Annotated in this window: 21 protein-coding genes and 2 tRNA genes; 21 read left to right on the top strand and 2 right to left on the bottom strand. The window is 42.7% G+C overall.

Translation table 11 applies throughout. The annotated features are described in order from the left end of the window. The first annotated feature begins 56 nt into the window (after positions 1-56). The 4 genes from asnB to BMZ78_RS02290 all read left to right on the top strand — a co-directional run bounded on the left by asnB (position 57) and on the right by BMZ78_RS02290 (position 3231). The gene (gene asnB / locus BMZ78_RS02280; protein ID WP_093227600.1) at positions 57-1901 is read left to right on the top strand and encodes an asparagine synthase (glutamine-hydrolyzing); all 1845 of its coding nucleotides are present in this window, start codon (positions 57-59) and stop codon (positions 1899-1901) included. A gap of 368 nt (positions 1902-2269) precedes the next feature. Next, positions 2270-2346 (top strand) — tRNA-Arg (locus tag BMZ78_RS02285). Between the two features lie 152 nt (positions 2347-2498). Further along, positions 2499-2657 carry a hypothetical protein gene (locus tag BMZ78_RS18670; protein ID WP_175482241.1) on the top strand — a complete coding sequence of 53 codons (159 nt, stop codon included), beginning with the start codon at positions 2499-2501 and terminating at the stop codon, positions 2655-2657. A 10-nt stretch (positions 2658-2667) separates the two neighbouring features. After that, entirely contained in the window at positions 2668-3231 is a 564-nt protein-coding gene (locus BMZ78_RS02290) for a class I SAM-dependent methyltransferase (RefSeq protein WP_093227602.1), read from the top strand. Positions 3232-3291: 60 nt separating this feature from the next. Here the strand turns inward: BMZ78_RS02290 and BMZ78_RS02295 are convergent, their stop codons facing one another. Then, entirely contained in the window at positions 3292-4488 is a 1197-nt protein-coding gene (locus BMZ78_RS02295; RefSeq protein ID WP_093227604.1) for a cytochrome P450, read from the bottom strand. A gap of 400 nt (positions 4489-4888) precedes the next feature. After that, positions 4889-5278, bottom strand: a complete 390-nt coding sequence (locus BMZ78_RS02300; protein WP_093227606.1) for a hypothetical protein — start codon at positions 5276-5278, stop codon at positions 4889-4891. Positions 5279-5527: 249 nt separating this feature from the next. Here BMZ78_RS02300 and BMZ78_RS02305 point away from each other — a divergent pair, with 249 nt between their 5' ends. From BMZ78_RS02305 to BMZ78_RS02385, 17 genes are all read left to right on the top strand, one after another. Then, a complete protein-coding gene (locus BMZ78_RS02305) occupies positions 5528-5983 on the top strand; it encodes a MarR family winged helix-turn-helix transcriptional regulator (protein ID WP_093227608.1) in 456 nt (151 codons plus the stop codon). Then, positions 5984-6661: an efflux RND transporter periplasmic adaptor subunit gene (locus BMZ78_RS02310; RefSeq protein ID WP_093227610.1), complete on the top strand. Its 678-nt coding sequence runs from the start codon at positions 5984-5986 to the stop codon at positions 6659-6661. It abuts the gene before it with no gap. Between the two features lie 24 nt (positions 6662-6685). Next, a complete protein-coding gene (locus tag BMZ78_RS02315) occupies positions 6686-7321 on the top strand; it encodes an HlyD family secretion protein (protein ID WP_093227612.1) in 636 nt (211 codons plus the stop codon). 32 nt (positions 7322-7353) lie between these two features. Continuing rightward, positions 7354-8994, top strand: a complete 1641-nt coding sequence (locus BMZ78_RS02320; protein WP_093227614.1) for a DHA2 family efflux MFS transporter permease subunit — start codon at positions 7354-7356, stop codon at positions 8992-8994. 251 nt (positions 8995-9245) lie between these two features. Beyond that, positions 9246-10115 carry a metal-dependent hydrolase gene (locus BMZ78_RS02325; RefSeq protein ID WP_093227616.1) on the top strand — a complete coding sequence of 290 codons (870 nt, stop codon included), beginning with the start codon at positions 9246-9248 and terminating at the stop codon, positions 10113-10115. 294 nt (positions 10116-10409) lie between these two features. After that, positions 10410-11000: a TetR/AcrR family transcriptional regulator gene (locus tag BMZ78_RS02330; RefSeq protein ID WP_175482242.1), complete on the top strand. Its 591-nt coding sequence runs from the start codon at positions 10410-10412 to the stop codon at positions 10998-11000. Positions 11001-11086: 86 nt separating this feature from the next. Beyond that, positions 11087-13159, top strand: coding sequence for a YhgE/Pip domain-containing protein (locus BMZ78_RS02335; protein ID WP_093227620.1), 2073 nt, complete (start codon positions 11087-11089; stop codon positions 13157-13159). 157 nt (positions 13160-13316) lie between these two features. Next, positions 13317-14276, top strand: coding sequence for a metal ABC transporter substrate-binding protein (locus tag BMZ78_RS02340; RefSeq protein WP_093227622.1), 960 nt, complete (start codon positions 13317-13319; stop codon positions 14274-14276). After that, on the top strand, positions 14273-15052 hold the full coding sequence (locus BMZ78_RS02345; RefSeq protein ID WP_093227624.1) for a metal ABC transporter ATP-binding protein: 780 nt from the start codon (positions 14273-14275) through the stop codon (positions 15050-15052). The genes BMZ78_RS02340 and BMZ78_RS02345 overlap by 4 nt, the downstream gene beginning before the upstream one ends. Positions 15053-15126: 74 nt before the next feature. After that, positions 15127-15975 carry a metal ABC transporter permease gene (locus BMZ78_RS02350; protein WP_245739702.1) on the top strand — a complete coding sequence of 283 codons (849 nt, stop codon included), beginning with the start codon at positions 15127-15129 and terminating at the stop codon, positions 15973-15975. A gap of 1 nt (position 15976) precedes the next feature. Further along, positions 15977-16408 (top strand): Fur family transcriptional regulator, encoded by a 432-nt coding sequence (locus BMZ78_RS02355; RefSeq protein ID WP_093227629.1) that lies wholly within the window; start codon positions 15977-15979, stop codon positions 16406-16408. A 65-nt stretch (positions 16409-16473) separates the two neighbouring features. Next, on the top strand, positions 16474-16962 hold the full coding sequence (gene tadA / locus BMZ78_RS02360; RefSeq protein WP_093227631.1) for a tRNA adenosine(34) deaminase TadA: 489 nt from the start codon (positions 16474-16476) through the stop codon (positions 16960-16962). A 75-nt stretch (positions 16963-17037) separates the two neighbouring features. After that, a tRNA-Ser gene (locus tag BMZ78_RS02365) sits at positions 17038-17130 on the top strand. 177 nt (positions 17131-17307) lie between these two features. Beyond that, positions 17308-18831, top strand: coding sequence for a spore germination protein (locus tag BMZ78_RS02370; protein WP_093227633.1), 1524 nt, complete (start codon positions 17308-17310; stop codon positions 18829-18831). Next, positions 18809-19906, top strand: coding sequence for a GerAB/ArcD/ProY family transporter (locus BMZ78_RS02375; protein ID WP_093227635.1), 1098 nt, complete (start codon positions 18809-18811; stop codon positions 19904-19906). The genes BMZ78_RS02370 and BMZ78_RS02375 overlap by 23 nt, the downstream gene beginning before the upstream one ends. Next, positions 19903-21039: a Ger(x)C family spore germination protein gene (locus BMZ78_RS02380; RefSeq protein ID WP_093227637.1), complete on the top strand. Its 1137-nt coding sequence runs from the start codon at positions 19903-19905 to the stop codon at positions 21037-21039. The genes BMZ78_RS02375 and BMZ78_RS02380 overlap by 4 nt, the downstream gene beginning before the upstream one ends. Before the next feature lie 479 nt (positions 21040-21518). Continuing rightward, positions 21519-23717 carry a transglycosylase domain-containing protein gene (locus BMZ78_RS02385; RefSeq protein WP_093227639.1) on the top strand — a complete coding sequence of 733 codons (2199 nt, stop codon included), beginning with the start codon at positions 21519-21521 and terminating at the stop codon, positions 23715-23717. Positions 23718-23772: the final 55 nt, after the last annotated feature.

Genomic DNA, 23772 nt, shown 5'->3' on the forward strand with positions numbered 1-23772 from the left:
ATTCATATGTATAACATAAGATAGTGGATAGATATTAGCCTAAGGTGGGATCGATTATGTGCGGAATCACAGGTTGGGTGGATTATGAACTGGATCTTCGTTTGCAAAAAGAAACCGTAAATCAGATGAATCAGCGGCACGTCGTTAGAGGTCCTGATGCGGAAGGAGTTTGGTTGGATAAGCATGTTGCCATAGCTCATCGCCGGCTGATCGTCATTGATCCCGAAGGTGGACTGCAGCCAATGGCCAAACAGCTTGGAGAAAGAAGATATGTGATTGCTTACAATGGAGAAATTTATAATATGCAGGAATTAAGGCTTAAACTTCTTTCACTGGGTTATCCGCTTCATACACGATCCGATACAGAACTGATATTAACCGCTTATATGGAGTGGAGGGAACGCTGTCCAGAGTATTTAAATGGGATTTTTGCTTTTGCTATTTGGGACGAAGCAGAGGAAAAGCTGTTTTTGGCCAGAGACCGGATTGGAGTCAAGCCGCTTTTTTATTTTCAGAAAGGTAGTACATTTCTGTTTGGTTCTGAAATCAAATCTTTACTTGCGCATCCAATGGTATCCCCCATTTTGGATGAAGAAGGTTTGGCTGAGATTTTGGTGATGGGACCTGCCCGTACTCCTGGAACCGGAGTCTTTCGAGGAATCAAAGAATGTAAACCGGGCTGCTGGATTCAATTCGGTCGAGAAGGAATGATGACGAAGCCTTACTGGGAGTTAAGAAGCAAAGATCATACCGATGACTTTCAAACAACGGCTATTCATGTTAGGGAATTATTTCGAGATGCAGTGAAACGGCAGCTGGTCTCTGATGTACCGATTGGCACCATGTTATCTGGCGGATTGGATTCCAGTGCGATCTCGGCTTGTGCTGCTGAGGTTTTTGCACAGGAAGGACGAGGCTTGCTCCCCACCTTTTCTGTTGATTATGTTGATAATGACAAGTATTTTGCCACCAACGAGTTTCAGCCAAATTCCGATGCTCCTTGGGTGCAGTTGATGGCTAAGCATATCGGTTCCCGTCATCATACCATTTATTTAGATAACCAGGAACTCATTGATACCATTATCCCGGCCATGCGCGTACGTGATTTGCCAGGAATGGCGGATATAGATGCTTCATTAATGCTGTTTTCCCGAGAGATTAAGAAAGAATGTACGGTTGTGCTTTCTGGTGAATGTGCAGATGAAGTATTTGGCGGTTATCCCTGGTTTCACCGTGAAGAAATGGTGAATGCAGATACATTCCCCTGGGCCCGTCTGGTAAGCGAGCGGATTCCTTTTATTCATCCAGATCTGGTTCAAAGAATCAAACCGTTGGAATATGTAGAAGCCAGATACCAGGAAGCCTTGGCAGAGGTTCCACGACATTCCGATGATCATGCCAAAGAAGCACGGATGCGGGAGCTGTTTTATCTGAATTTGACCCGTTGGATGCCGACGCTTCTCGATCGGAAAGATCGGATGAGTATGGCTTATGGCCTGGAGGTTCGTGTTCCTTTCTGTGATCATCATTTGGTGGAGTATGTATGGAATATTCCATGGGCGATGAAAGCATATCAGGGACGGGAGAAGGGGCTTCTCCGTTATGCACTGAAAGGCATCCTGCCTGATCAGGTAATTGAGCGGAAAAAAAGTCCATATCCGAAAACACATCATCCCGACTACTTGCAAACCATGCAAAGACATATGTTGGAGTTAACAGAGAATCGGCATGCTCCTTTGTTCCAGTTACTTGACCGGCAAGCGGTGAAGAACTTTGTGGAGCAAGATCTTTCGCAAAAACATCTTCCCTGGTTCGGACAGTTGATGAATGTACCGGCATTACTTGCCTTTTGGCTGCAGACCAATCGTTGGCTGGAGGAATACCAGGTTGTGGTCAACTGACCTTTTTGTGGCAAACAGAACGCTCCGCTAATGATCCAAGAATACCACAGATTCAGCCACCTTAAGCTTCAATTGGTCTCCCTTTGTGAGGGAGATTTTTTTTGAAAGTAACTGAACGAATCCAGAATTACCCAGTTTCTATAAGCGGTGAGATTTATTTTTGTTTTCCAGTATCTTGACTGTTTTACAGACCAAAACGGATTAAAAAAAAGATAGATTCAGCTGGTGATTATAAACCAGTTTTTTCACATTTCCTCTCTGTATCCGTGAAGATCATTTAAAAGTGTTGCAAGAATATGCATCCAATAGGTATAATTGATAATGATTTCATTATGGATCGTGAATGGATACAACTGTGTATCGATTATGCGCCCGTAGCTCAGCAGGATAGAGCAGCGGTTTCCTAAACCGCGTGTCGGAGGTTCGAATCCTCTCGGGCGCACCAATCCGTTAAAAGCCGTGGCAATACGTTGTGGTTTCGAAAGGCTAATTTCGACAGCAAAAGATTATGTTACGTGACTGAAAGACGTCTCTTTGTGTGTTTTTGTGTTTTTGTGTCTTAGTGATACAGGTACACGAAAGGAGGCGTCTTTTGTTTTGGCTAAAAAACTGGTTCTGTTCGAAGAGAACGGAAGATTTAACACCAGCCCTGCTTTTTTGTGCTTGTTTAAGACAGTATTTACGAAATTTGTTGCTGTTTTGCGTGATGGTATGAATAATAATAAAATAAAAATGAAAATATTCAACCAAATATAGGGGGTTTTCTATGCCGAATGGCAAAGAGATCCGCGTCGTGGTGGGAGCAGGCAGTTTCATCCACAATCCCGGGTGGATCCACACCCAGGAAGAGGATCTCAATCTCCTGAAGCGGGAAGACTGGATCCGGCGCTTTCAGCCAGGAAGCCTCACTGCCATCCTGGCCGAGCATGTGTGGGAGCATCTCACGTATGAAGAGGGAGTGCGGGCGGCACGCATTTGCTTCGAGTTTTTGAAGCCGGGAGGTTATATCCGCTGTGCCGTGCCGGACGTTTTTTTTCCTGATCCCGAATATCAGCGAATCGTGCAGGTGGGGGGACCGGGGCCGAAAGATCACCCTGCTGCCAGCCACAAGATTGTGTACAATTACCGCATACTGACGCAGATGTTTGAAGAGGCTGGTTTTAAGACGAAGCTGCTGGAATACTGCGACGAAAACGGACGGTTTCATTATCGCCGCTGGGATCCAGGGGATGGAAAGATCTACCGTTCGCTGCGCTTTGACCACCGCAACCGGGATGGCAAGTTAAGATCAGTGTCGATCATTGTGGATGCGATGAAGCCGCAGGAATGAAAAAAGCCGCTATGGATCTAGCGGCTTTTTGCGTGATATGGTTTTCAGATGAAAAGAAGTCTAGACCGTTTGGAATGTAACGGGATATTCTTTTAATCCATAAAGCAGAGGGGACGGATTGATCTCGACCTTGGTTCCTTTTTGCAACCGGATCTCGGTTAAACGTTTGAATATCTCTTCAAATGCGATTTTTGCTTCCAGGCGGGCGAGTGGTGCTCCCAGGCAGAAATGGATTCCCTTTCCAAAAGTGAGATGGTGGTTTGGTGTGCGATTGACTACAAACGTATCAGGATCAGAGAATACCCTTGGATCGCGATTGGCAGCAGCAACCCAAGCCATGACCACCTCGCCTTGATGGATCTTTTGCCCGTATATTTCAATCTCTTGCTTGGCGACTCGCGAGACACCCAATACGGGTGGATAATATCGAAGTGTTTCTTCAATAAATGAAGGGATCAGGGCAGAATCTTGTGCCACTTGTTCCTGGATATCGGGCTGTTCCGTTAAAAGTCGGATACCATGGGTAATCAGGTTGGTTGTCGTTTCATTTCCAGCGATCAGCAGTAAAATGCAAAAATCGATGATTTCTTTGTCTGTCAGCTTTTCTCCATCCACTTCTGCTCGCAATAAAGCGGTTATTAAATCGTCTTTCGGCTCTGTTCTCCGTTGATTCATCATATCCGTAAAATACTGGCTCAGCTCGATCTGAGCTTTTTTATGTTCCGCCGCAACAGCAGCAAGATGTTCCTCGGTATATTGATCCACCCCTTTGATTGCCACATCAGACCATTCTTTAAACAGTAAACGATCTTCTTTTGGTACTCCCAGTAGCTCCGCAATCATGATGACAGGTAAGGGAGCTGACAAATCCCGGACTACTTCCATCTGACCTTGCTGGATGATGAGATCAATTAATTGGTGAACGATTTCTTGAATACGGGGTGCAAGGTTTTGAACCGATTTGACGGTAAATGCTTTATTGACTATATTTCGCATTTTTGTATGGCGAGGGGGGTCCATGGTCAGAATAGTATTGGCTTCCAGTGTTCTTTTGCGTTCAGAAGAAAAGACAGCATGTGTTTTCAATATTTCATGAACATCTTCATATAAAAATAGATCCCAACATTGGCGTTCGTGGTCATAGCGTATCGGTGTGGTTTCACGTAGCTGATTGAATACAGAAAAAGGTTGAAGACGTTTTTCGGCTGTGTCCAGTTCTTTCATGAAAAATAAGGCAGAGCGATTCAGTACTTTCATGATCCAATCACCTTTCTCTTCGTAGAGGTAATACGAATATTTAGTGCTGCTAATTATTTATTATAATAAAATATTAGGGATACGAAATAACGGATTAAAAAGTAATATTTTGTTAAAAAAACACGGGATTAATTCCTATTTTTACCAAGGATGATCCCGGTATACAGAAACAATAAGGATGATGACAAACAAAGGAGCCCTCATTAAAAAGAAGACTTTGTCAACAAGCTTGCATGTTTTTGCTTTTTTAGAGAGGCGGTCTATTGACTCTAACGTTACGTGATCCATAACATCAAAATGATAAGCCCGTACCACTTTGATGGTGTTACGGGCTTTTTTTTGGATTTGATGGTGAATCGATCCTCTTTTGGACCGCCGCTATGTTTCATGGATTCATTTTTCAGGGAAGAAATGGTTCTTTCATTTTGTATAGTGCAAAATAGTCTTCATGGATCACCAGGGATATGATGGTTTTGCCTTTGCGAAAGAAATGAACATGTCCCATTTGTTTATCTTTTAGCTCTTCCCAACCCCATTTTCCAATTTCCTCAAAGTAGTTCTTTGGCGGATAAAGCCCTTGTTTTCCTCCAATCCCCTGCAATATGTATTTCACGCCTTTTTCGATTTTGGGGTTATCAAACTGGATAGTGGTTGGCTTGGCATTTTTGGGAACAGGAAAATCTTCATGAATGCTTGATTTTTGATAGCCAGTATCTGCACTGCCTGATGGATTACACGCACTGACGGCCATGAGTGAAAGGATGGCCAAAAGGCATAAGAATTTCTTCAAAGAATCACCTCAGTGTGATGGAGTTACTTTCGATTTAAACCATCTTTTGACATTTATTTTATCATCAACGAAGTAAGAAATCATCGACAATTGTTATTTTTGACCAAGGGGAAAGAAATGGTTCATTTATATTCTAATATTTCGTGTCGAGTAATATTTATATATTGACATTATCCTTGACAATATTTACAATCTAAATTGTTAGCATGCGAAATATTTATGATTGAATAATTCGGATGGTGAAAGAAATTGATTGAAGATCGTCAAATTAATCATTTGTTAACTTTGTTCAAGCAAATGATCAGACAATTACATCATATTGCCCGAGAGGAGTTAAAAGAACTTAATATAACGATGCCCCAGGCACAAGTAATCCGTGTACTTCGTGAAGAAGGGCCTCAGTCGTTGGTGGAACTGAGTAAAAAACTGGAATCCTCCACAAGTTCGTTGAGTGGAATTGTGGATCGGTTAGAGAAAGAAGGACTCGTTTCCAGAGAGAGAGATCAAAAAGACAGACGGGTGGTTTGGATTAGCTTGACACCCAAATGTAAGGAATTGATCAAAAAAATTCCGGATACACAAGCACAATACATTCGTAAGTATGTAGAGAAAATGAGTGAAGAAGATGTAATCCTCTTGATTGAGAAAATGGAAATATTTGTGAAAGTCCTCAAAGAAGAGACAGAAAGTAAGGAGAAGAAGTAGATGAAGCGTTTGATCCTATCTTTGATTGTCGGAATCTTTGCATTGGCCGTGGCTGGCGGTGGGGCCTATTATTGGAACCAGCAGTCCCTTTATGTTCAGACAGATAATGCCCAAGTCAAAGCGGACTTGGTTCCGATCACCGCAATGGCTGTTGGAAAGCTGAAGGAATGGTCTGTGAATACAGGGGATTCGATTCAGCAAAATGGCCTGCTTGGAAAAGAAGAAGTCCATACACCCGTGACCGTTCCAACACCGGATGAAAAAGCGACTCTTTCCTCATCCATTGTGGATATTACCTCCCCTATTTCAGGGGTTGTCCTAAAGAGCAATGTGGTTCCTGGGCAAGTTGTTACACCTGGTCAGCCGATTGCGATGATCGCTGATTTGTCTAAAGCATATGTATTGGCTTATATCGATGAATCCGATATTCACGATGTAGAGATTGGAAAAGAAGTGGATATTTATTTGGACGCAGACCCGAATAAAGTGTGGAAAGGGACGGTTTCTGAAATTGGAAAGTCTGCTGGGAACACTTTATCTTCGGGGGCTTCATCCACTTTAACAAAGAAAAAGGATAATAAAGAAGTTCAGCGTGTTCCTGTAAAGATTACATTTAATGATCTGTCTGGCACACAAATGAAACTCGGTTTGAATGCAACCGTGAAGATTCATAAATAGAGAATGGCAAGAGGGGAGATTCTCATGAAGACAGGGCGTTTGATTTTAATCAATGCAGTGGTTTTTCTTGTGATTGTGGCACTGGGGCTTGGTGGATACTACTACTATTTTGACCAAGCGAATTACATTACCACAGAAGATGCCAAAGTGGCAGGGGATATAGTGCCGATCGCCAGTGAAGGAGCTGGCAAGTTGGCCAATTGGAAAGGACAAAACGGTGCCACTTTCAAACAAGGTGAAGAAGTTGGTCAGGTAGCAGCCGGTAATCAAACCATCCATATTACATCACCAATCGAGGGAACCATTGTACAAAATAAGGCGTTAGACGGACAGCTGGTTGCAGCAGGTCAACCACTGGCACAAGTGGTTAATATGAAGAAACTGTACATTATGGCGAATATTGAGGAAACAGCGATTAAAGATGTAAGTGTTGGCCAAGAGGTAGATATTGTGATTGATGCTTTTTCTGATACAAAGATCAAGGGCAAGGTGGCACAGATCGGTTTGACAACAAACTCAACCTTCTCGTTGTTGCCCGCTCAAAATGCAAGTGGCGATTATACCAAAGAAGTACAACGGATTCCTGTGAAAATTGAAATGGAACGTTACCCGGAAGGGATCGTACCAGGAATGAATGCAACGATCAAAATCCATAAATAATGGGCCTTTGTGTGAGGAAAGGAGGGAAGAATATGGTGGAAACGGCAAAGGAAACGACCCGTTCAGAAATAAGAAAACATATTCCCTTGCTTGCCATCTTAATGTGTGGCGTGTTTTTGGCCGTGCTTAACCAAACATTGCTCAATGTGGCGATTCCTCATTTAATTACCGAATTTAATGTAACTCCAACAACTGCACAATGGCTGCTAACGGGGTATATGCTAACGAATGGCATTCTTATTCCGATGTCTGCTTTTTTCATTGAGCGGATGGGTGCACGGATTCTATTTATTGCTGCGATGGTGTTTTTTACGGGTGGATCGTTGATTTGTGGCATTGCACCCACTTTTTCTGTGATGTTAATTGGACGTTTGGTTCAGGCAGTGGGTGGCGGTATTTTGATGCCGCTTGTCATGAGTATCATTTTGGCGGTTTTTCCGCCGGAGATTCGTGGGAAAGGAATGGGGATCTTTGGCTTGGGGATCATGTTTGCCCCTGCGATTGGTCCGACTTTATCCGGTTGGGTGATTGAGCATTACGACTGGCGTTTGTTGTTCAATGGGATGGTACCGCTTGGGATCATCATTTTAGTGTTGGCTTTGTTTTGGCTACGTGATATCAAGGAAAAAAGAAAAATTCCTTTTGACTTTTTTGATGCGGTCATTTCCACATTAGGATTTGGATTGGTATTGTATGGGTTTAGTCGAGCAGGGACATATGGTTGGAGCGATCAGATTGTTCTCCTGTCTCTCATTGTAGGCACCCTTTTTATTATCTTGTTTGTGACCAAACAGCTGCGTTCATCACATCCGATGCTGAACTTTTATGTATTCAGATACAGCATGTTTTCGTTATCCAGCCTGATCAATGTGATTATTACCATTGCCATGTTTTCCGGAATGTTTTTGATCCCGATTTATTTACAGAATTTGCGCGGTTTTACTCCTTTGGAGTCCGGTTTGCTTATATTGCCAGGGGCTGTCATTATGGGGATCATGTCGCCCATTTCCGGTTCTTTATTTGATAAAATCGGTCCACGTCCATTATGTGTGATCGGAATGCTGATTACGACTGTAACGACCTATGAATTTACGCATCTCACTTTGCAAACAAGTTATACCTATATTTTAGTGTTAAACATGATTCGCTCATTTGGAATGTCCTTGTTGATGATGAGTGTGATGACAGCAGGGCTCAACCAGTTACCAGGAAACATGAACAGTCATGGAACAGCCATGTCCAATACGGTTCGCCAAATTGCCGGCTCGATCGGAATCAGTGTATTTACAACCATCTTCAGTATTCGTACCAACTTTCATATGAGTAAACTGAGTGAGGGTATGAATATCATGGATCCGGCATTCAGTCAAACATTCCATTCCACAGCGAATCAATTGGCAAATACGTCGGGAATGCCATTCGAGCAAGCGAAAGAGACATTATCTGGCCTGTTATACGGTCAAGCCTATCAACAAGCAGCTGTCATGGGAATTGATGATGCCTTTCTGTGGGCGACAATTTTTGCCTTTGTCGGCTTTGTGTTAAGTTTCTTTATTCGGGATGTTCGTAAAAAGAAAACAGATCTGCAAGCCTCAGGGAACAGCGAAGAAGAAAACACATCATCCTCTACAACCGTTACAAAGGATGGAAAAGAAGCGGCTGTTTCTGTATAACCATTGTTTATGGATCTAAGCAGCAGGAATCATGGTAAACCAAAAAGAGACTTTGCCACAAACTTGCAGTAGTCTTTAAAAAAGCTACTGCTTTTTTTATGTTTGGGGAAACGTTTTCTGGATAAGCCATTGATTCGAGGTAGGTATCTATTGGGGGATTTATAATATATATTTATTTTAAATTAAAAGGATCTAACCAATAAGATGGTATGATTTTGAATAGAGAGAGATTGGGATGGGAGGTTTGATTTTTGGATACGATTACTCATGGTCTCATTGGTTATACGCTTTACAAGATCGCAAAAAAAGATGAGATGTCCGTGGCGATGCAACGGGGATTGTTATTTACGGCATTGGTCGGAAGCCAGGCACCAGATATCGATGTGGTCGTCAGGTTAACAGAAACCGGTCGGATAATGGAACAAATGTGGCATCGCGGATTAACCCATTCGGTATTTCTGGTTCCATTGTGGGCGCTGATCATCTATGGCTGTACCCGGTTATGGTTTAAAGTAAAGGATCGTCTTCTTCTATATCTGGCTGGGACTTCTGTATTTATCCACGATACCATCGATTTATTCAATCCATGGGGCACCGGATATTTAGAGCCGTTTTCATCGATCCGTATTTCGATCGGCTCCATCCCCATTATCGATCTGGTCTTTTGGGCGATTATTTTGACTGGGTGGATATTTTCACGTGTGAAAAAAACGATTCATCCTTCCAAAATATTTCGCTGGGTAGCCTTTGCGATGCTGATCCATCTAAGTATTCAAACCATCCAAGGTCTTTGGTTAGAGTACCAAGTAAAAAATCAGTATGAAAAAACGGAATTGGTTGCCACCTTTGTTCCAGGCGTTTTCCAGATTGTCGGAAAAAAAGGGGAAAGAGTTGAAATCTTGCAAGATTCACTGTTTACTGCGCCTGAGAAAATAAAGATTCTTCATTCCAAAGAGAAAAGTGATTTGACCCCTCTGTTTCAAAAAAATCCTCGCGCGAAAGTTTTGATGCAGTGGTCACCGTTTGTGGTAGTGGTAGATGATCAGGAGCGTTTAGGGATCTTTGATCCCCGCTTTTATCGGAATGGAAAGTTTTTCATTGGTGAATATGTGCATAAATAAAAACAGAAGCGGGCGTACTTCTGAGGAGTAGCTCGCTTCTTTTGTCAGTATCATTCCATAACTTCCTGTTTATTTCATACTCCATCTAATTCATGAGCAGAAAGATCATATATAATGAGGTCATTGACAACGGAAACTTTGTCAACAAGCTGATCATATATCATGAAGTTTATGATAAGAAAAGCGAAAGCCCAATCATGGATCGAGTGATAGAGAATTAAAAAGGCAGAGATTTGAGAAAAACTCCTGTAAAATAAGAGAAAGGGATTTTTCGTGGAGCGGAGGATGGATCATATGCGTCATGAAAAAGTGGATATTATTTTTCAAGCGGCCGTGCAAGTATTTGCCGAAAGTGGTTTCGATCAGGCCAAAATGGATGATATCGCACAAGCGGCGGGCGTGGCAAAAGGAACCATTTATTATCATTTTAAAAGCAAGGAAGAGTTGTTTTCAGCTTTAATGGATGAAGGGATCGGAAATTTGATTGATTATGCCAAACGCAATATTTCATTACACTCCAATCCCATTGAACAGCTTCATGCCCTGGTTCATGCCCATATCCAATTTTTCATTGAAAACAAGAAGTTAGCCAAACTGCTCTTAAGCGAAGCATTTGGAACCAAAGAACGCCAACATCAGTTCCGGGTACGGATTCTGGAATACATTCGGTTGATTGAAAATATTTTGCGTGATGGGATTCAATCAGGAGACCTGTCGATTGTTCATCCACATGAGATGGCCAGTGCCATTTTTGGAGCAGCAAGCATACTGGTATTGCATAAAATTTACAGTTTGGAAGGCCAAGAGAAGGAAATGGAAGAATCGGCAAATGTCATGGAAGAAACCGTAAGGCATCTTCTTTTTAACAGTTTAATGAATAAATAAGGGAAATGGTTTACCAATTCCCTTGTTTTGAATATAATTTCGACTGACCAGTCAGTTTACTGATACTGGCTAGGAGGTGATGGAAGATGAAAAACAAATGGCAACAAATTGGCAAATATCTCGGCTTTGATCATTTTCATCGACTTTGGCAAATAAAATCACTTCGTTTATCTCTGTTTGGGATTTTGTTTATTCCAGTGATGTACAGTTTTATTTACCTCCATGCTTTCTATGATCCTTATGCCAATATGAAATACTTCCCGGTAGCTATCGTGAATGAGGATCAAGGAGCCGTGAAAAATCAAGAACCTATTCATATTGGGAATGATCTGGTCAAGAAACTGCGGGAAAACTCCAAGCTCAAATGGGAGTTTGTTTCTCGGGAAGAAATGAAGCGGGGATTTAAGGAAGGAAAATACTATGTAGGAATCGTTATTCCCAAAAACTTTTCAGCCTTTGCGGTGACTGTTGATAGTCCCAAACCCTTAAAAGGGGTGTTGGAATATTACACGGATGAAGGCAACAACTATCTTTCGGGGCGAATGGGTGAATCGATTATACGCAATATCGAAAATGACCTGGAACGGGAATTAACGCAAGCTTTTGTGGATCGGATCTTTGCCGAAATGAAAAAATCGACCAAAGATCTGGAGAAAGCCGCGAATGGAGCCAAAGAACTGGCGGACGGAACCCAAAAAGCGAAAAACGGCAGCAAGGATTTGGCCAATGGTTTGGATCAAGCGAAAAATGCATCCGAACAATTGGCGGAGGGGAATCGGAAGCTCAAGGAAGGATTGGGTGAGTTGGCCCCCAATATGGATAAAGTGGCACAAGGGATCGACAGTATCCTGTCTGAAGTGCTGAAAATACAGAAAGTGGCTCATGAAATAAATGATGTAATACAAAAGTGGACCAAGCAACCGCTTCCTCAGCCCCCTCAAGTCCCAAGTCCAGTACCCGGAGCTGATCATGCCAAAGACAAAATTCAAAATGCCAAAGATCAGGTCCGAAATGTAAAGAAGCAATATCAGAAGTTGCTGCAAGAAAAACCGGAGCTGCAAAATGATCCGACAGCCCAATCTTTGTCAAGAGTGATTGATCAGGCCGTTCAGTATAATGATTTGGCAAGCAAGGAACTTGGCAAAATCCAGGTTCCATCTGCTGCGGTTGGAACATCTGGCCAGGCTCAGAGTACTCAAGATATTTTGGATAAAATTTCGCAAATATCTAATGCAAAGGTAGCAGAAATAGATGCCAAAGTAAAAGAAGTAAAAAAATTATCGCAAGGTGCGAAACAACTGGCGGCAGGTGCTGATCAGCTGTATGAAGGTTCCAAACAGGTCTATGAAGGACAAAGAAAATTAAATAAAGGAATGGATCAGTTATATTCAGGGGCCACGGAACTCAATGACGGGCTCAAACGCATCAATGATGGACAACATGAACTGGCTGATGGCTTGAATGATGGAGTGAATAAAGCCAATGAAAAATTAAAAGGAACCGACGAAAAAGCGAAGACAATCGCTGACCCTGTTCATGTCGATGAGAAAAAACAGCATCCTGTTCCCAACTATGCCACAGGTTTTGCTCCTTACTTTATCTCGTTGTCGATGTGGGTAGGAGCGATGCTTTTATTTACGGTTTTAGATTTGGAGAAAGCTTCGCATCAGTTGGAAGATCGCCCCTTATCGATCTGGGTGATCGGGTTGATAGGCGTTGCACAGGCGTTGATCAGCATTTTTGTCCTTACCTGGGGATTGGATATTGAGGCGAAGTTGCCTGTATGGTTATATGTGTTTACGATTGCGATTTCCTTCACCTTTATTGCCATCAACCAAATGTTGGCTGAAATTCTTGGGAACGTTGGTCGCTTTTTGGCCATTTTGATCTTGATGCTGCAATTGACTTCTACAGGAGGAACCTATCCGATCGAATTGATTCCGGATTTTTATCAAGCGTTGCATCCTTATTTACCGATGACCTATTCCATTCATGGATTGCGCATGATTATTTCAAATGGGGATGTACATGCCATGCTCAAGGATTTGAATATTCTCTTGTCTTGCTTTATGGCTGCATTTACGGTTACGCGTGTGTACAAAATGTGGATGAAGCCGAAAATCAAGACCTATCTATTAAAAAGACTGCAAAATGCATAAAATATAAGTGGTTGGCTCAGTTTCCTGTATCATGGTGGAAACTGAGCTTTTTATCCTATAAAGCGTAATAATTACGATTTACATGTATAAAAACCTGTTATATAATGATGATAGTTTAGTAGGTATAACGGATTCATTTCTATTTGGGGGTTATCAAATGAAAAAAAGAAGTGGCATTGCTTTTATTATATTTTTGTTATGTATTTGGATAGCGGGTTGCAGTAGTTCAACAACGAGTTCACCGAAAAAAGAAAGCGAAAAATTGCAAGTCTATGTCAGTCTTTATCCATTGGAAGATTTCACCAAAAAAATTGGCGGCAACCATGTACAGGTTACCAACGTGATTCCTTCAGGGGTTGAGCCACACGACTTTGAATTGACAGCCAAAGATATTGCGAATTTAAATGAAGCCGATTTGTTTGTTTATCAGGGAGCGGGATTTGATTCCATTAAAAAAGTGGCTGACTCACTTGATCCAAACAAAGTGGTAGATGTGTCGAAAGGGATCGAATTGCTAAAAGGGGAAGAGCATGGACATGACCATGAACATGGGAAAGAAGAAAAAGAACATCATGATGATCATGGAGCGGTAGACCCGCATGTTTGGCTGGATCCGCAATTGGCCAAAAAGCAGGCGCAACAGATTCGGGATGCCCTGATCAAAGCGGATGACAAGCATCAGGCTGATTATCAAAAGAACTATGATCAGCTTGCCGCGCAATTGGACAAACTGGATCAAGAGTTTCAGGAAATGGCCAAGAAAGCCAAGCACAAAACGTTTGTGACTTCTCATGCTGCTTTTGGTTATTTGGCCAAGCGTTATGGATTGGAACAAGTCGCTGTCAATGGATTGTCTCCGACCGAAGAACCGAGCCCGCAAGAACTGAAAGAAGTTATTGAGATGATGAAAAAGCATCAAGTAAAATATATACTGTTTGAGACATTGGTAAGTGCCAAGGTAGCAGAAACGGTGAAACAGGAAGTAAAAGCGGAATCACTGATCCTCAATCCCTTGGAAGGACTTACTCAACAGGAGATCAATCAAAAAGTGGATTATTTCTCTGTGATGAGGAAAAATAAGGAAAACTTAGCGAAAGCACTAGGGGTTTCATCATGAGTCAGCCTGCCATTAGACTAGAGGATGTTTCATTTGCCTATGAAAAAGAAAAGGTATTGGAAGACATCTCATTGACTGTGGACAGAGGAGAATTTCTCGGGATCATCGGTCCAAATGGTTCCGGGAAATCAACTCTGGTCAAGTTGATTTTACATTTATTAAAGCCACAGAAAGGGAAAATCGAAGTATTTGGAGAATCAATTGAATTCCTTAAGGATCGTTCAGTCATTGGATATGTTTCGCAAAAAGCCAATACGTTTCAGCGAGGATTTCCGGCTACGGTCAGAGAAGTGGTAGCTTCTGGCCTGTATGGGAAGTTGGGACTGTTTCGCTGGATGAGGAAGCAGGATTGGGAAAAAGTGGATCAAGCGATTGAGCAAGTGGGTTTAACTTCGCTGGCTCATCGTAATATGGGAAAGTTATCCGGCGGACAACAGCAGCGTGCTTTTATTGCACGGGCTTTGGTCAGTGATCCTCAGTTGCTGATATTGGACGAACCCACAGTGGGTGTGGATGCCAAATCACAAGAGCAGTTATATGAGTTACTCACGCATCTTCATCAGCAAAAGCAGTTGACTTTGCTTTTGGTTACCCATGATATTTATTCCATCCTGTCCGTTGTGGATCGGATGGCCTGTTTAAACAAGCGCCTGCTCTTTTATGGTACAATCGACGAATTTGCGAAGCATGATCAAGAGATTTTATCCCAGTTATTTGGAGAAGGGCATGGGACGTTATCCATTACCTTGTCAAAAGGCCAAAAACAGCTTGTTTAAGTAGAGGACAGATAAGGGGGAGGTTAGCGCCTGAACATAGGCGCTCTTTCGCTATGTTAAGAGAAATCGCAGAGATGTTACAATTTGAATTCATGCAGCGGGCCTTGATCGCAGGGGTGATTGTCGGATTCATTTGCCCACTGATCGGGATATTTTTGGTTGTACGCCGTTTATCCTTGATTGCTGAAGCGCTGTCGCATGTCTCTTTGTCGGGAGTGGCAACGGGATTGTTCCTGCAGAAAGAATGGGGCTGGCTGGTTGGGATTCATCCTGTTTATGTGGGAATGCTCTTTTCTGTGATCGGTTCCCTGTTTGTAGAAAAAATGCGAAAATTGTATCATAGTTACCAGGAGCTGGCTTTACCGATTCTCCTTTCAGGCGGAATGGGAATCGGTGTCGTATTGATCAGTGCGGCAGGTGGATTTAATGCAGATGTGGCCGGATATTTATTTGGCTCGATTGTAGCCGTGAAAGAAGAACAACTGACGACCGTTGCCATGATTGGAATCATGGTCTCTTTGTTTGTTTTTGTTTTTTACAAGCAATTATTCTCCCTTTCTTTTGATGAAGAAAATGCAATACTTACCGGGATTCCGCATCGTGTCGTGAATCTGGTTTTTATTGTGATGGTCGGTTTGGTTATTTCTTCAGCGATCCAGGTTGTAGGCATTTTGCTGGTTTCATCATTGATTACGCTTCCGGTGGCCGTCAGCTTACAGATTGCCAATAGCTTTCGCCAGGCAATCATTTATGCAATCATTTTTGCAGAGATCGCTGTTTTGATTGGATTTTTTGCTGCTTATTCTTTAAACTTAGCATCAGGAGGAGCGATTGTACTCGTTTCTGTCTTGATTTGGCTGATGGTTGTGATGTTTAAGCGAATCCGTTTGATATTCAATAGAAAAGGGTTTAGGAGAGAATAGAATGGATTTGAAAGAAGCATTGGCCATTTTGAAGAAAAACGGATACAAGTATACAGACAAGCGGGAATTGATGTTGCATATTTTTCTGAAAGAAGGGCGTTATTTGACAGCCAAAGAAGTGCTGGATCATATGCAACAGGATTATCCCGGGCTTAGCTTTGACACCATTTATCGCAATTTGTCATTGTTTGAAAGGCTCGGGATTATTGAGGGAACCGAATGGGATGGTGAGAGGCGGTATCGGATTCATTGCAAGAGTGATCATCATCACCATCTGATTTGTACGGAATGTGGCAAAACCAAAACCCTGCACGTTTGTCCGATGAATGCGATTTTAGGGAAGCCCCAAGACTTTGAGATTACCGGTCATAAATTTGAGATTTATGGACGTTGTGCGGAATGTGGCGAAAGTGGGAAGCATGCACAAGTATAAAATGAGAGCAGGCTTCTGGAAAACATGTTCTTGATTTTTTGCTTTGGGTAAGGAGAGATGGGTGGATGGAGCATGAAAAATGGATGTCAGAAGCACTGGGCGAAGCCAAAAAAGCAGAAGAGCGTGGAGAAGTGCCGATTGGAGCCATCATTGTATACCAGGATCAAGTGATTGGGCGAGGACACAATTTGCGTGAAACATGGCAAGATCCCCTGGCACATGCAGAGATGATCGCCATCAAACAGGCAGCCCAACATCTGGGAAGTTGGCGATTAAACGACTGTGATCTGTATGTGACGCTCGAACCCTGTCCGATGTGTGCAGGGGCCATTGTTCAAGCACGAATTCGTACAGTCGTGTATGGGACCGAAGACCCAAAAGCGGGATGTGCAGGGACATTGATGAACTTGCTCAATGAAAAGCGTTTTAACCACCAGTCACAAGTCATTGCTGGAATTCTCCCGGAAGAGTGCAGCTCCATCCTTACCCAATTTTTTCGTCATCTGAGGCAAAAGAAAAAAGAAAAGAAGCGGCAAAGTTCCAGAGTCGAATAGGGATATAGAAAACCTCTTGACTTTTTCAATAAAAAACTGTATGATTATTTACTGCAAAGGTTCTATATCCCACATGGAGAGATGTCCGAGTGGTTTAAGGAGGCGGTCTCGAAAACCGTTGTACGGGAATTCCCCGTACCGTGGGTTCGAATCCCACTCTCTCCGCCAAAAAAGAAGTCGTCCAAGTAAGGACGGCTTTTTTATTTTGTTTCAAGTCAGGCTTAGAAGACAAAGGAAGAGACCATTGAAAATAACAGATACTTTGTCAATGAGCTGAGGACTTCTGAATTGAAAGGGACAAAATGGATATATTAAGAAGGAAAATAAATACAGGGAGAAGTAATCATGAGCTTTTTTAGGAAGCTATTTCAAAATAACCAGCAAAAAACAGGACAAGGGAATGAGATAGAAGTTTTTCCTTCTTTGCAAAAAAATATCGCTTATATCCAACAATGGTTGTTTTACACGGATGATTTGAAGTGGCGAAATATTCGATTCAATGGGCGGGATGGGGTCATTCTTTATCTGGAATCCGTCGCAGATACAAAGGAAATCCAGGCAGGAGTGATTAAACCCATTGAACAGGCGAAAGAAGGAAACATCACAGAGATTATTACGGCCGTCGATGTGAAATATGAAAGGAAACTGAATGCTATTTCACAGTCTCTGCTTCAGGGGAGTGCAGTCCTGTTATTTGATGGGATCGGCGAAGCATGTCTGGTGCAAGTGGTGGCAAGCTATCACAGAGATGTGAAAGAGCCGGACAATGAGGGAGTTGTACGTGGGGCGCATGGAGGTTTTATCGAAAATTTGTCGGTCAATCTTTTTCTCGTTCGGAATCGACTTGAAAGCCAGAACCTAGTTGTCCGCTATTATCAACTCGGTGATGCCACCAAGACCAAAGTGGCTGTTCTTTATATGCAGGATCTGGCCAATCCCGATCTTGTAAAAGAAGTGGATCACAGGCTGCGTTCGATTTCAATAGATACGATCATTTCGCCTGGATATATCGCTGAGTTAACTGAAAACAATCCATACTCTCCATTTCCGCAAATCTTGTTTACAGAAAGGCCGGACCGAACGGTTGCCCACTTGATGGAAGGGCGGGTTGCGATCCTGGCGGAAGGAGATCCAACCGCACTGATTGTGCCGGTCACTTTGTTTGCTTTTTATCAAACCCCGGATGATTTTCACAGTCGTTGGATCGTGGGTTCGTTTATTCGCGTTATCCGGCTCGCCAGTTTTTTGATCGCTTTCCAACTGCCTGCTTTCTATATTGCAGTCGTGAGCTTTCATGCTGAAGTCTTGCCCGCCAATTTGATTGATACAGTGAAGAGTAGCGTTGAACGGGTACCATTTCCGCCCATTTTGGAAGCTCTTGTAATGGAACTGACGCTTGAGTTAATTCGTGAGGCGGGTATTCGTTTGCCTAGCCGGGTAGGTCAAACGATTGGCATTGTAGGTGGTTTGGTGATCGGTGACGCGGTTGTAAGAACGGGATTGGTCTCATATCCCATGGTTATCGTCGTTTCCCTGACAGCGATTTCCTCTTTTGTGGTTCCCTCCTATGAGATGAGCAGTGCTGTACGTTTTCTGCGTTTCCCGCTTATGGCCATGGCAGCCCTGTTTGGTTTTGTTGGAATCGTCTTTGGTTTGTTATTTATCATGATTCATTTAAGCAAGCTGGAAAGCTTTGGTACGGCATATTTAGCCCCGTTTATCCCTCTTCGCATTAAAGATTTAAAGGATACATTTGTGCGTCTCCCTATTTGGTTTCTCAACCAACGTCCTCATGATCCACATCCAAAAAGATTGAATCAGGAACGATATTCAAGGGGATGGGAACATGATGATCAAGGAGAAGAGTAGAATTACACAAGGACAGTTGATGTTTTTGATATTGCAGATCCAGGTGGGCGTTGGCATTCTGTCGCTTCCTTATCGCGTGCAGGCAGTTGCCAAAGGCGGAGGATGGATTTCGACTTTAATCGCAGGGATCGTTGCGCAAGTGCTTATTCTCATTCTATGGGCCATTTGTCGTCGCTATCCCTCCGATACGTTATTTACTTTTTTGCCGAAAATAGCAGGCAAGTTTTTCGGAAAGCTTCTCGGATTTGGTTATATTTTCCATTTTCTATTTATAGCAGGAATCATTTTGATTTTATTTACGGATATTGTAGGAAAATGGATCTTGATGGACACACCGAGGTGGGCTTTATTGCTTTTGATGATTGCGACAGGTGTGTATTTGGCCAAGGAAAGCATTCGCGTGATCGCCAGGCTATTTGTGTCGGTTTCTTTTTTTATCATTGTCATGGTGCTGTTAACCATGGCTGGTTATACAAACGTAAATTTTACATACCTGTTTCCGATTACAGAAGCCGGATGGCCCAATATTTTAAAGGGATCCAGTGAAGTATTGATCTCATTGGTGGGTTTTGAAGTGTTATTGGTTGCCTATCCTTATGTGGAAGGGAACAGTGCAGGGAAACTGAAAGCGGCTTCATTGGCGAATATGTTAACCACGCTCTTCTATGCCTTTGAGGTGTTTACCTGTTTGATTATTTTCAGCCCCGCAGAGTTTCCGCTTATTTCGGAACCCCTTATGTATATGCTGAGGTCATTTAGTATTCAGATCGTTGAACGAATCGATCTCTTTTTCCTATCCATCTGGGTGATTATTGTTGCGACTTCTTTTGTCGGTTATTTGTATTTGGCTTCAACCGGATTGGGCTATTTTTTTCATCGTGGCGAGCATAAGAAGGCGGTCTATTATGCGGCGTTTGTCTGCTTTATCCTGGCCATGATTCCACAGGATCAGAAAACCGTGGAGCTGATGAACCAGATTGCTACCATCTCCGCCTATACGTTTGCAGCTGGCATTCCTTTCATTTTGCTGGTGATTGCCTATTTTTCCAGAAAGAGAAGGATGGAAGAAAGATGAGAAGGGTTATTCTTATCCTTGTGAGCATGTGGATCCCCCTTTTTCTTTCAGGATGTTGGGATCAGGATCTGTTACGGGAAGTTCGGTTGGGTTATGGAATAGGGTTTGATCTCACGCCAGAAGGAAAATTATTCGCGACCCTGGTGGTTCGTGATGTGCCATCAGGTGAGCAACAAAAACCAATCGATGATATTTTTTCTGCTACCAGTAGGACCCCAAGGGAAGCGCGGGATAAATTGGATAAAAAACTGTCTGGCAGGCTTCGCGGTTACAAGTATCGAGTGGTTTTAATCAGCGAAGAACGGGCAAAACAGGATATCTATCCACTTTTGGACGTTTTTTATCGAGACCCCAAAATGCCTTTAAATACCCGGATTGCCGTGGTAAAAGGAAGGGCTGCTGATGTACTGTTCCTGAGAGAATTGGGTGGCACCGTGCCGATTGCCAAAGGAATCGATGAGCTGATTGCAAGTGAAGAAGAGCTGACATCGGTTCCTAAAATAAATGTCCGATCCATTTGCCCTGTCATGCTGGATCCGGGAGAGGATTTTGTTCTGCCTTATCTCATGAAAAAAGAAGAAAGAGTAGAGGTGATAGGGACAGCTATGTTCCACCAACATCAAATGGTTGGAACGCTTAGTCCCGATGAATCGACCGTATATCTGCTGTTAAAAGGAAAAAAAGCGGAGTTGGCGAGATTTACCAGAAAAGTGGAGGTTGAAGGAGAGCGAGAAGGAGAAAGCCCAAGCCCATACGACTTTATTACGATAGAAGTAAAGAAAGCAAAGCAGGAAATGAACGTATTGGTGAATAAGCAGGAGAAAATCAAAGTTCAATTGAATGCAACATGGAAAGTAAACGTCATTGAATATCCAAGAGATCAGTTAGATGAAGAATCCAACGTTGCCAAACTAAACAAGATCCTTTCCAAAGATCTGACGCGGTTGGCGAAGCAAACGATCCAGAAGATGCAAAAGGCTCGCTGTGATGGATTTGGGGTCGGAAGACAGCTCATTGCCTTTCATCCTGAAGTGTGGAAGAAAAAGGAAAAGAACTGGGCGAGTGAATATCAACAGGTTCAGTTTGATACCAAGGTAGAAGTGGAAATCACCCAAAAGGGAATTATTAATTAAATGGGGGAAAAGATAATCCGCTTTTTCTTGGGGTAATTGTGTTTTTTTATTTATGGATCAGGCATAAAAAATAAATGATCAGTTTGTTGACAAAGTTTCGGTATATGCCGGGTTTGTCAACCATCAGAGAGATGAAAAAGTGTTCTGTTTTCTATCAAGCGGAGGGATGGGTGACTTACGGAGTGACTGGTCGTCACGGAGGAACGAACCCATCCCGACCGCGGGAGAAACGGATCCATATTTCCAGCTTAGTCCCATTAATTATCGTTTGTAGAGAGAGAGTTGTCTGTGATATGATGCAATATGAATCAACTGTCAGAGGGTTCTGCAAAATCAATCGTTGAAAAATACGCCGGATATATTCAGATAATAAAAAATATTTATAAATAAAATAATACATAATCAAAGTGAATAAAATATATTTAATTTTCGAATTAAAAATATCTATTTCGAAAGCTTTCTTTTTATGGAGGTTCCTTATGGGAGAGTTACAGTTAAGAAAAGATATCTATGTACGTAAAAAGAAGCATCTGAGCCGAAGAGAGTCGATCCGTTGGACAGAAAGACAAGGGAGAACCAAATTGGTTTGGTTGAAATGGTTTTTGCTGGGATTTATGGTTATGCTGATCATCAGTGTAATCAGTATCGCGGCCATACTCCTTTCTGTGAAAACCCTTCCGATCGAGAATATGAACGATGTGGATTATTCATCAGTGATTTATGATAGGAATGGACATGAGGCAGCCAGACTTGGAACCGAAGAACAGGAATATCTGTCTTTGGATCAGATTGAGAAACTGAATCCGGACTTGCCCAGGGCGATTGTCAAAGTAGAAGATCAACGGTTTTTCCAGCATCACGGTATTGACTGGGGAGGCATTTTGCGGGCGATTTGGGCGAATATCAAAGCCGGTGGGAAAGCGGAAGGCGGGAGTACCATTACGATGCAAGTAGCCCGAAATGTCGTGCTGGAAGATCAGACGAAGAGTTTTTTTCGCAAGCTAAAAGAGATGAAAGCGGCTTGGGAATTGGAAGAAAAATATGATAAACGAAAGATATTGGAGACCTATTTAAATCATATTGACTTTGGCTATCAAGTCAAGGGAGTTCAGATGGCTTCGAAGATTTATTTCGGGAAAGACTTGACCAGACAAAAGTTGGAGCCGCATGAAATTGCTCTTTTGGCTGGATTGCCCAAAGCCCCTTACGGATACAATCCTTATGGAACGAAAGAACAACAGGAAAAGGCATTGAAGCGACGCAATGTGGTTTTGATGAAAATGGCTGAGAATTCAACCTTGCCACCACTGATTACGACACATCAGAAAGAGGCATATCAGAAAAAGGATTTAGGTGTCAATAAGAAATATTTACAACGGTATTTGCGGCCGAAAGACTTTGGTGCCTATAAAAACCTGATTCGGGAAGAGATGAAAGAAAGGTATCATATTCAAGAAGAAGAACTGATCAGTGATGGATATCGGATTTATACAGGAATGAATCCGGTTGCGCAGCGAGTGGTGGAGCAGGCTTTGAAAGATGAGCATTTGTTTAAGAATAATCAAAATGAAAAATGGATCAATGCGGCAGTGATCATGATTCATCCTCAAAACGGACGGATTGAGGCGATTGGTGGAGGGAGAAACTATCATGCGGGCAATAACAACTGGGCATTGCAGCCGATCCAACCTGGAACCGTGATTCAACCCCTTACCGTATTTGCTCCTGCTGTACAAATCAGGGGAATGAATGAGTACTCGAAGATTCGTTCCAGTTTGGGTGGGCGCTCGATTTCATTTGGAAAAGTGGTTGCCCGATCATTAAGGGAGCCTGCCATTTCAGTACTAAGACAATCGGTAACGGTGAAGCATGCCTTTGCATATGGAAAATTGCTTGGTTTTCCTTTGTCAGAACACGAGCAAACCATGACTTCTTTGGCAATGGGTTACTGGAATCAGGGAATCAGTCCGAAAGATTTGGCTCAAGCATATACGGTCTTTCCCAATCAAGGAAAAAAGGTAAAAGCGCATGCGATCATTAAAGTCGTGGATAATCAAGGTAACGAAGTAAAACCGAGAAAAGGACAGGAAATCGATGAATGGGGGAATCCGGAGCGTGTATTTCAATCCAGGACTGCCTGGTATATGACCCGGATGTTAAAGGATGCAGTGATGGATCCAAAAGGAATGGCTGTTCAGGCAAGGATTCAGGATGGTCGCCCGGTGGCTGGATATAGCGGGAGTTTGCCTAACAAAGACAATGGTTGGTTTGTGGGTTTTACCCCTGATCTGGTCACAGCTGTTGCTGTGTTTAATGAGACATACGAAAACCGGAGAGGAAAAGCGGAAATTACCGGTGAAACGATTCCGGCACGCATTTTCAGCCGGGTGATGTCAGATGCCTTGAAAGGGAAAGAAATGCAATGGTTCCAAAAGCCAAATGGTGTGAAAGATCCAAAGCCACTCATACCCAAACTTTCGACTCCCCCAAAGACAAAAGTACCTGTTTTCCAGCAGGAATCATCAGATAGCCAGAAACCTTCACGTCCGGTTCATTCAGAGGATCCGCCCGGCAGTGAAGAACCGGTCGAGCCAGAGCCATCTACACCGCCGAATCATGAAGAGCCGGATAATGGCAATTTTGAGATACCTGATATCCTGCCGAATCGCAGGCGCTAAAGCAGTGGCATGAAAATGATGGGTGGGAATTGAATCCAGTCGTTGCTTCCTTCTT

The sequence above is a fragment of the Thermoflavimicrobium dichotomicum genome (assembly GCF_900114055.1).
Taxonomy (GTDB): Bacteria; Bacillota; Bacilli; order Thermoactinomycetales; family Thermoactinomycetaceae; genus Thermoflavimicrobium; species Thermoflavimicrobium dichotomicum.

Excerpts from the sequence above, each read along its gene's own strand:
- asnB (WP_093227600.1), top strand. The coding sequence starts at position 57 with ATGTGCGGAATCACAGGTTGGGTGGATTATGAACTGGATCTTCGTTTG.
- BMZ78_RS02290 (WP_093227602.1), top strand. The coding sequence starts at position 2,668 with ATGCCGAATGGCAAAGAGATCCGCGTCGTGGTGGGAGCAGGCAGTTTC.
- BMZ78_RS02295 (WP_093227604.1), bottom strand. The coding sequence starts at position 4,488 with ATGAAAGTACTGAATCGCTCTGCCTTATTTTTCATGAAAGAACTGGAC.
- BMZ78_RS02310 (WP_093227610.1), top strand. The coding sequence starts at position 5,984 with ATGAAGCGTTTGATCCTATCTTTGATTGTCGGAATCTTTGCATTGGCC.
- BMZ78_RS02315 (WP_093227612.1), top strand. The coding sequence starts at position 6,686 with ATGAAGACAGGGCGTTTGATTTTAATCAATGCAGTGGTTTTTCTTGTG.
- BMZ78_RS02320 (WP_093227614.1), top strand. The coding sequence starts at position 7,354 with ATGGTGGAAACGGCAAAGGAAACGACCCGTTCAGAAATAAGAAAACAT.
- BMZ78_RS02330 (WP_175482242.1), top strand. The coding sequence starts at position 10,410 with ATGCGTCATGAAAAAGTGGATATTATTTTTCAAGCGGCCGTGCAAGTA.
- BMZ78_RS02335 (WP_093227620.1), top strand. The coding sequence starts at position 11,087 with ATGAAAAACAAATGGCAACAAATTGGCAAATATCTCGGCTTTGATCAT.
- BMZ78_RS02340 (WP_093227622.1), top strand. The coding sequence starts at position 13,317 with ATGAAAAAAAGAAGTGGCATTGCTTTTATTATATTTTTGTTATGTATT.
- BMZ78_RS02345 (WP_093227624.1), top strand. The coding sequence starts at position 14,273 with ATGAGTCAGCCTGCCATTAGACTAGAGGATGTTTCATTTGCCTATGAA.
- BMZ78_RS02350 (WP_245739702.1), top strand. The coding sequence starts at position 15,127 with ATGTTACAATTTGAATTCATGCAGCGGGCCTTGATCGCAGGGGTGATT.
- BMZ78_RS02355 (WP_093227629.1), top strand. The coding sequence starts at position 15,977 with ATGGATTTGAAAGAAGCATTGGCCATTTTGAAGAAAAACGGATACAAG.
- tadA (WP_093227631.1), top strand. The coding sequence starts at position 16,474 with ATGGAGCATGAAAAATGGATGTCAGAAGCACTGGGCGAAGCCAAAAAA.
- BMZ78_RS02370 (WP_093227633.1), top strand. The coding sequence starts at position 17,308 with ATGAGCTTTTTTAGGAAGCTATTTCAAAATAACCAGCAAAAAACAGGA.
- BMZ78_RS02375 (WP_093227635.1), top strand. The coding sequence starts at position 18,809 with ATGATGATCAAGGAGAAGAGTAGAATTACACAAGGACAGTTGATGTTT.
- BMZ78_RS02380 (WP_093227637.1), top strand. The coding sequence starts at position 19,903 with ATGAGAAGGGTTATTCTTATCCTTGTGAGCATGTGGATCCCCCTTTTT.
- BMZ78_RS02385 (WP_093227639.1), top strand. The coding sequence starts at position 21,519 with ATGGGAGAGTTACAGTTAAGAAAAGATATCTATGTACGTAAAAAGAAG.